Genomic DNA, 6,398 nt, shown 5'->3' on the forward strand with positions numbered 1-6,398 from the left:
TTTCACCGTTGTCTGACCCCCGTGAAAGAGTCTTCATATGACCGCTCCACTCCTCGCCCACGCCACTGACTACGGCCGCATGTACGCCCGCTCCACATCGGMACARTTCTCCGTCCCCTCCATCACCACGGTGATCGGCCAGCAGCCTCATGGCCTGGATGGCTGGTTTGGATACATGGGCGCGAACAGCCTGGCCCAGGATCCCGAGCTCTCCGGCATCCTKGGAAGCCCCGCCAAACTGCGCCAGGCCGTAAGCCGCGCAGCCAAGGCGGCGGAGTCGTACCGGGACGAGGCMGCTAAGCGCGGGGACCGGGTCCACAACTACTGTGAGCAGGTTGCGCTGCGTGCGCTCGGCCGGCCGCACCAGATGAAGGAAACGCGGGAGGCGCTGGCCGCCAACGGTGAGGAAGCCTTCGCGGCGCGCTTCGACGAATGGTGGGAGCTGTTCCAGGTTGAGCCCATCGCCCCGGAAATTACGGTGTGGAACAAGACGGTCGGCTACGCCGGCACCCTGGACCTCGTGGCAAAGATCAACGGCAGGACGTGCCTCATCGACTACAAGACGAAGGGCACCAGCCGSGACGGCACCGTCAAGCCGCTGGATGACAAGGTGGTCATGCAGCTCGTCGCCGGCATGAAGGCAGAGGAGAGCCTGGTCGATCCCGTGGCGGGGGAGTGGGAGGCCTGGCAGCAYGGTGAATCCCCGATCCTCCTGGCGGTGGCGGTGGGCGAGACCGAAGTCCGTCCGCAGCGGGCCAACCCCGTTGTCCTGAAGCATCACTGGTGGAAATTCTGYGCGCTGCGCCGCGTCTGGGARATGTCCGCCGATACGGCAACCGCCGGAGCGGCGCTGCTCCCGCTGGCACCTCCCGTGAAGCGCTGAGCCGGGAACCCTGAGCCGGAGCGCTGGCCCGGCAGCTGCAACTAAACTGGACTGGATCCCTAGCCGACCACCGTGAGGACAGACTGCACATGGCCATTTTGAATATCCGCATCATCGGCGATCCTGTGTTGCGCACAGTCGCCGATCCCGTGACGGAATTCGGGCCTGAACTGGCAAAGCTCGTCGCCGACATGACYGAAACCATGGAGGATGTCGAGGGCGCMGGCCTGGCCGCGCCCCAGGTCGGTGTGAGCCTGCGWGTCTTCACCTACCGGATCGGCGGGGTYGAGGGGCACATCATCAACCCCGTGCTGGAAAACAGCGAGGACTTCCAGCCGGACCAGGTGGAGGGATGCCTGTCCATCCCGGGCCTCGGCTTCCCGGTGCGCCGGTATCGCCATACCCGCGTGACCGGTGTGGACCTTCATGGGAACCCCGTCACGGTGGAGGGCGAGGACATGCTGGCGCGCTGCTTCCAGCACGAGACCGACCACCTGGACGGCATCCTCTACACGGACCGGCTGGAGGGCGATGACCGGAAGGCCGCCCTGCGCGCCATCCGCAATGCCAACTACGACGCCATTACGGAACAGACMACAACCAAGCGCGCGAAAARCGTCGGGACGAGCTTTGGCGGGTCCAGCTTCGGGCTCAACCCGTGAGGGTTCTTTTCGCSGGGACCCCCGCCGTCGCCGTGCCCTCCCTGGACGCCCTTGTTGACGCCGGGTTCGACGTCGTCGCYGTCCTCACCCGACCTGAYGCCCCRCTGGGACGCAARCGGGTCCTGACGCCGTCGCCSGTGGCGGCCCGGGCCGCCGAGCTYGGCATCGAGRTCATCCACGCCGCCAAAGTGGAKGCCGRGGTCACCRCCCGCATCGCCGGCGCTGCGCCGGAYGTCGCGGCGATCGTCGCMTACGGCGGMCTGATTCCCCGTGCCGCCCTGGACGTYCCCCGCCACGGCTGGGTGAACCTGCACTTCTCCCTGCTCCCGGCCTGGCGCGGCGCCGCCCCCGTGCAGCGTGCCGTCATCGCAGGCGACGACGTCACCGGTGCYGTGACCTTCCGTCTCGAAGAGGGGCTGGACACCGGTCCCGTCTTCGGAACGCTCACGGAGACCGTGCACCCCGGCGACACCGCCGGGGCCYTGCTGGAACGGCTCTCCCACAGCGGYGCCGTCCTGCTGGCCCAGACGCTGTCCGCCATCGACGCCGGCAAGGCCGTCGCGATGCCGCAACARGGSGAGKTCAGCCTGGCACCCAAGCTCAGCCTCGAGGACGGCCGGCTCGACTGGCGGCAGCCCGCCCTGGCGATCGGGCGCAGGGCCCGCGGCGTCACGCCGGAGCCCGGRGCCTGGACCTTGCTCGATGGCCAACGGATCAAGCTGGAACCGGTGCAACCYGCCCCGGAGTCCGCCGYGCTTCGGCCCGGACAGCTGGCCATGGACGGGAAACGCGTCCTKGTAGGCACGGGGTCACACCCCGTGGAATTGACCCGGGTCCAGCCCGCGGGCAAGAAAATGATGGCCGCCGCTGATTGGGCGCGTGGGCAGGCAACACTTGAAAGCGTGGTATTCGAATGAGCGAATCCGGGACCAGCGGCAGCAGCCGAGGCAGGGGCCCCCAGCGCGGCGCCGGGCAGGAGGGTGGCCAGGGCGGCCGGGGACGTGACGGCAGCATCCGAAACGCCCAGGGCCGGGAACGCAACCGCGGCCCACAGCGCGGCTTCACCGARAACGCACCGTCACAGCGCACCCGCCGCGCCGATCCCGCCCGGCTGGTKGCCTTCGAAGTGCTCCGCGCCGTGGCGTCCGAGGACGCCTACGCGAACCTCGTGCTGCCGGCCCGGATCCGGCACCACGGGCTGGACAAGCGCGACGCCGGTTTYGCCACCGAGCTCAGCTACGGCGCCCTCCGCGGCCAAGGCACRTAYGACGCGATCCTGGCSCGATGCGTTGACCGGCCGCTGGACGAACTGGATYCGGCCATCCTSGACGCGCTCCGGATCGGCGTTCAYCAGCTGCTCGCCATGCGCGTGCCCGCCCACGCCGCCCTGGACCAGACTGTCGGCCTGGCCCGGGCCGTGATCGGCGCCGGGCCCTCGGCACTGATCAATGCCGTGCTGCGAAAGGTCTCCGCACGCACCCTTGAAGAATGGCTTGAACTGCTGCTCAGCACCGAGACCGATGCCACCAGGATCGCGTCCATCCGCTACGCCCACCCGGAGTGGATCGTCCGCGCGCTCCGCCAATCGCTCGTGGCCCACGGCCGGTCGGCTGCCGAGATTGACGCGCTCCTCGAGGCCGACAACGCCGCGCCCGTGGTGAACCTTGTGGCCCTGCCCGGCGTCGGCAGCCTGGACGAGGCCCTGGAAGGCGGGGCCACCCCGGGTGAACTCGTCGAGGGTTCGGCCCTCTCCAGCGGCGGAGACCTCGGCCGGCTTGCCTCGGTCCGCGACGGAAGCACSCGTGTYCAGGACGTCGGTTCGCAGCTCGTGGCACGGGCCATGGCCGCCGTCGACCTCGGCGGGAATCCCGGCGSAGACGGAGATACGGGARCGGACAGCGGAGGCGCGGRGGAACGCTGGCTCGACCTCTGTGCCGGCCCCGGCGGCAAGGCCGCCCTGCTCGGAGCCCTCGCCCGGCAGCGCGGCGCGCACCTGCTGGCCAACGAATTCGCCCCGCACCGTGCCAAACTGGTCCGCCAAGCCCTCTCGGCCGTCCCGCGGGAGGCCTGGGAAGTCAGRACCGGCGACGGCCGTGAGATTGGCGCGGAGCAGCCGGAATCCTTCGACCGCGTCCTCGTYGACGTCCCGTGCACCGGCCTGGGCGCCTTGCGCCGGCGCCCGGAGTCACGCTGGCGGCGCACGCCCAAGGACCTCGTAGACCTTGGTCCGCTGCAGCGCCAGCTGCTCAACTCAGCGATCGACGCCGTCAAACCCGGCGGCGTGGTGGCGTACGTCACCTGCTCGCCGCACCCGGCGGAGACGACCGCCGTCGTGAGTGATGTCCTGCGTAAGCGGGAGGACCTCGAGCTCCTCGACGCCGGCGCCGTGCTGGACAGCGTCAGCCTCACCGGCCACCTCGAGGCCGGAAATGAGCTCACCGCGCAGCTTTGGCCGCACGTGCACCACACGGACGCAATGTTCCTGGCGCTGATTCACAAGAAGGCCTGAGTCTCACCGATACTGGGGCACTGATACCTAGAAAAGAACCAGCCATAACGAACCAGCTGAGTACGAACACGAAGGACATCCATGGCCCAGTGCTGCATCAACCCGAGCATCCTTTCGGCAGATTTCGTCAACCTTGAAGCCGAACTGCGCCGCATCAGCAATGCCGATGCGGTGCATGTGGACGTCATGGACAACCACTTCGTGCCCAACCTGACCATCGGKTTGCCCGTAGTGCAGCGCATCCAGGCCGTCAGCCCGGTGCCGCTGGACGCCCACCTGATGATCGCCGACGCCGACCGCTGGGCRCCGGGCTTCGCCGACGCCGGCGTCGCCTCAGTGACGTTCCACGCCGAAGCCTCGATCGCGCCCATCAAACTCGCGCGGGAACTGCGGGCCCGCGGCGCCAAGGCCGGCATGGCACTGCGTCCCGGCACCCCCGTGGAGCCCTACCTGGACATGCTCYCGGAACTGGACCTGCTGTTGATCATGACGGTTGAGCCCGGTTTCGGCGGGCAGTCMTTYCTGGACCTGACGCTGCCGAAGATCCGGCGGGCCCGSGCGGCCATTGACGGCTCCGGCGTGGGSGTGGCGCTGCAGGTCGACGGCGGCATCACCGAGGAGACGATCGTGCGTGCGGCGGAAGCGGGAGCAAACGTCTTCGTYGCCGGATCGGCCGTATATGGCGCCGCGGACCCGGCGGACGCGATCGAACGGCTCCGCGCGGCCGGRAGCCGCTGAGGGYCCGGCGGTCCYCGCGGGAGCTGCCACGCAAAGATGACTCAGACCGTAACTTCCGCGACCGGGAATAGCYGGAGACCGGTCCGGGTTGTGTCAGAATAGCAACACACATACGTGCTCCGGGGTCGGTGTAAGTCCGAACCGGCGGTGACAGTCCGCGACCCGCGCGCCAGCGCCTTCCTTCGGGAGGGACACCGGCAAACGGTTGAATCGGTGAAATTCCGATACCGACAGTTAAAGTCTGGATGAGAGAAGCACGTACAGCTGTTACGGCGGTGCCCAGAAGGCACCGCATAATTGTGCTGTCGTATACCCCCGGAGCCATCGCGGTTCTTGAGGGAAGGAACGACATACACATGGACTTTCTGCGATGGCTCTTCGAAGCACAGATCCCGGTAGGCGGATCTGTCCTGATTCTTCGCGAAGTGCTTGGCAACATCTTTGGGCTCGCCGGCGCCCTGGGCGGCATGCGCCGCCGGGTCTGGGCCTGGCCCGTCGGCATCGCCGGCAATCTCCTGCTCCTGACCGTCTTCCTTGGCAATGTCTTCGGCTCGGCGACGCCGGCCACGCTGTGGGGCCAGGCAGGCCGTCAGGTCATGTTCATCGGCGTCGCCGTCTACGGCTGGTACCGCTGGCGGCAGGCCGCACACACAAGCGGCGCCGCGGAAGCCATTGCGCCACGCTGGGCCAGCAACAAGACCCGGCTGCTCCTGGCRGCATCGCTSGTGGCCGGCACCWTGGCRCTGACCCCGGTCTTCGATTCGMTCGGCTCCTACCCKCCGGTCTGGGCCGACGCCTGGACCTTCATGGGGTCCCTGCTCGCCACCTACGGGATGGCGCGCGGCTGGACGGAGTTCTGGCTCATCTGGGTAGCCGTCGACATCGTAGGCGTCCCCCTGCTCTTCAGCGCCGGGTACTTCGCCAGCGCCTTCATGTACCTGTTCTACGGCTTCTTCACGCTGGCCGGGTTCTTTGTCTGGTGGCGCGCGGCCMGGGTCGCSGCACKCTCCGGCGCAGCAGTTTCCRCCACGGCAGCATCCGATGAMCCGGCCCCCGRCCTGGCGSTCAGGGCATGAGCGGSTCACAGCCCGYYGCGACGGCCGCAATCGGCGKGCCCGACGCCGTCCGCCCATCCAGCGCCGCCGAATCTAGCACCCCAGAATTCAGCGCTGCCGAATCCAGCATTGGCGAATTCAGCGCTGCCGAAAATGCCGCGATGCAGGATGCCCTCGCCGCCGCCGCGCAGGGCCCGCGGGGCGCCAACCCGCTCGTCGGCGCCGTCATCATGGGACCCGACGGAACGCACCTCGCCACCGGCTACCACCGGGGAGCGGGGACCGCGCACGCCGAGGCTGACGCCATCACCCAGGCGACGGCGGCCGGCCAGGATCTGCGCGGTGCCGCGATGGTGGTGACCCTGGAACCCTGCAACCACTGCGGCCGGACCGGCCCCTGCGCCCAGGCCATCATCGACGCCGGCATCACCGACGTCATCTATGCCATCGACGACCCCCACGATCCTGCCGCCGGCGGCGCCGTGACGCTCCGCGCCGCGGGCGTCCGGGTCCGCTCCGGGCTGGCCGCCGACGCCGCACTTGACCTGAAC

7 protein-coding genes and 1 riboswitch are annotated in these 6,398 nt (G+C 68.8%); all 7 genes read left to right on the forward strand.

Annotated features, from left to right (window positions below):
* Positions 1–37 precede the first annotated feature (37 nt).
* Positions 38–883: a cytochrome gene (locus AC1DEY_RS17530; RefSeq protein WP_476869069.1), complete on the forward strand. Its 846-nt coding sequence runs from the start codon at positions 38–40 to the stop codon at positions 881–883.
* A gap of 89 nt (positions 884–972) precedes the next feature.
* The gene (gene def / locus AC1DEY_RS17535) at positions 973–1,545 is read left to right on the forward strand and encodes a peptide deformylase (RefSeq protein ID WP_476869070.1); all 573 of its coding nucleotides are present in this window, start codon (positions 973–975) and stop codon (positions 1,543–1,545) included.
* Positions 1,542–2,462: a methionyl-tRNA formyltransferase gene (gene fmt / locus AC1DEY_RS17540; protein WP_476869071.1), complete on the forward strand. Its 921-nt coding sequence runs from the start codon at positions 1,542–1,544 to the stop codon at positions 2,460–2,462. Before def ends, fmt begins: the two co-directional genes overlap by 4 nt.
* On the forward strand, positions 2,459–4,054 hold the full coding sequence (locus AC1DEY_RS17545) for an RsmB/NOP family class I SAM-dependent RNA methyltransferase (protein ID WP_476869072.1): 1,596 nt from the start codon (positions 2,459–2,461) through the stop codon (positions 4,052–4,054). The genes fmt and AC1DEY_RS17545 overlap by 4 nt, the downstream gene beginning before the upstream one ends.
* Positions 4,055–4,135: 81 nt before the next feature.
* Positions 4,136–4,792, forward strand: a complete 657-nt coding sequence (rpe, locus tag AC1DEY_RS17550) for a ribulose-phosphate 3-epimerase (RefSeq protein WP_476869073.1) — start codon at positions 4,136–4,138, stop codon at positions 4,790–4,792.
* Positions 4,793–4,902: 110 nt separating this feature from the next.
* Positions 4,903–5,054, forward strand: a riboswitch (FMN riboswitch).
* Between the two features lie 94 nt (positions 5,055–5,148).
* Complete coding sequence (pnuC, locus tag AC1DEY_RS17555; protein WP_476869074.1) at positions 5,149–5,868, forward strand: nicotinamide riboside transporter PnuC; 720 nt, start codon at positions 5,149–5,151, stop codon at positions 5,866–5,868.
* Between the two features lie 140 nt (positions 5,869–6,008).
* The coding region (locus tag AC1DEY_RS17560) for a bifunctional diaminohydroxyphosphoribosylaminopyrimidine deaminase/5-amino-6-(5-phosphoribosylamino)uracil reductase RibD (protein WP_476869077.1) at positions 6,009–6,398 on the forward strand (390 nt) is incomplete at its 3' end.

Source organism: Arthrobacter sp. 05T47, assembly GCF_056395825.1.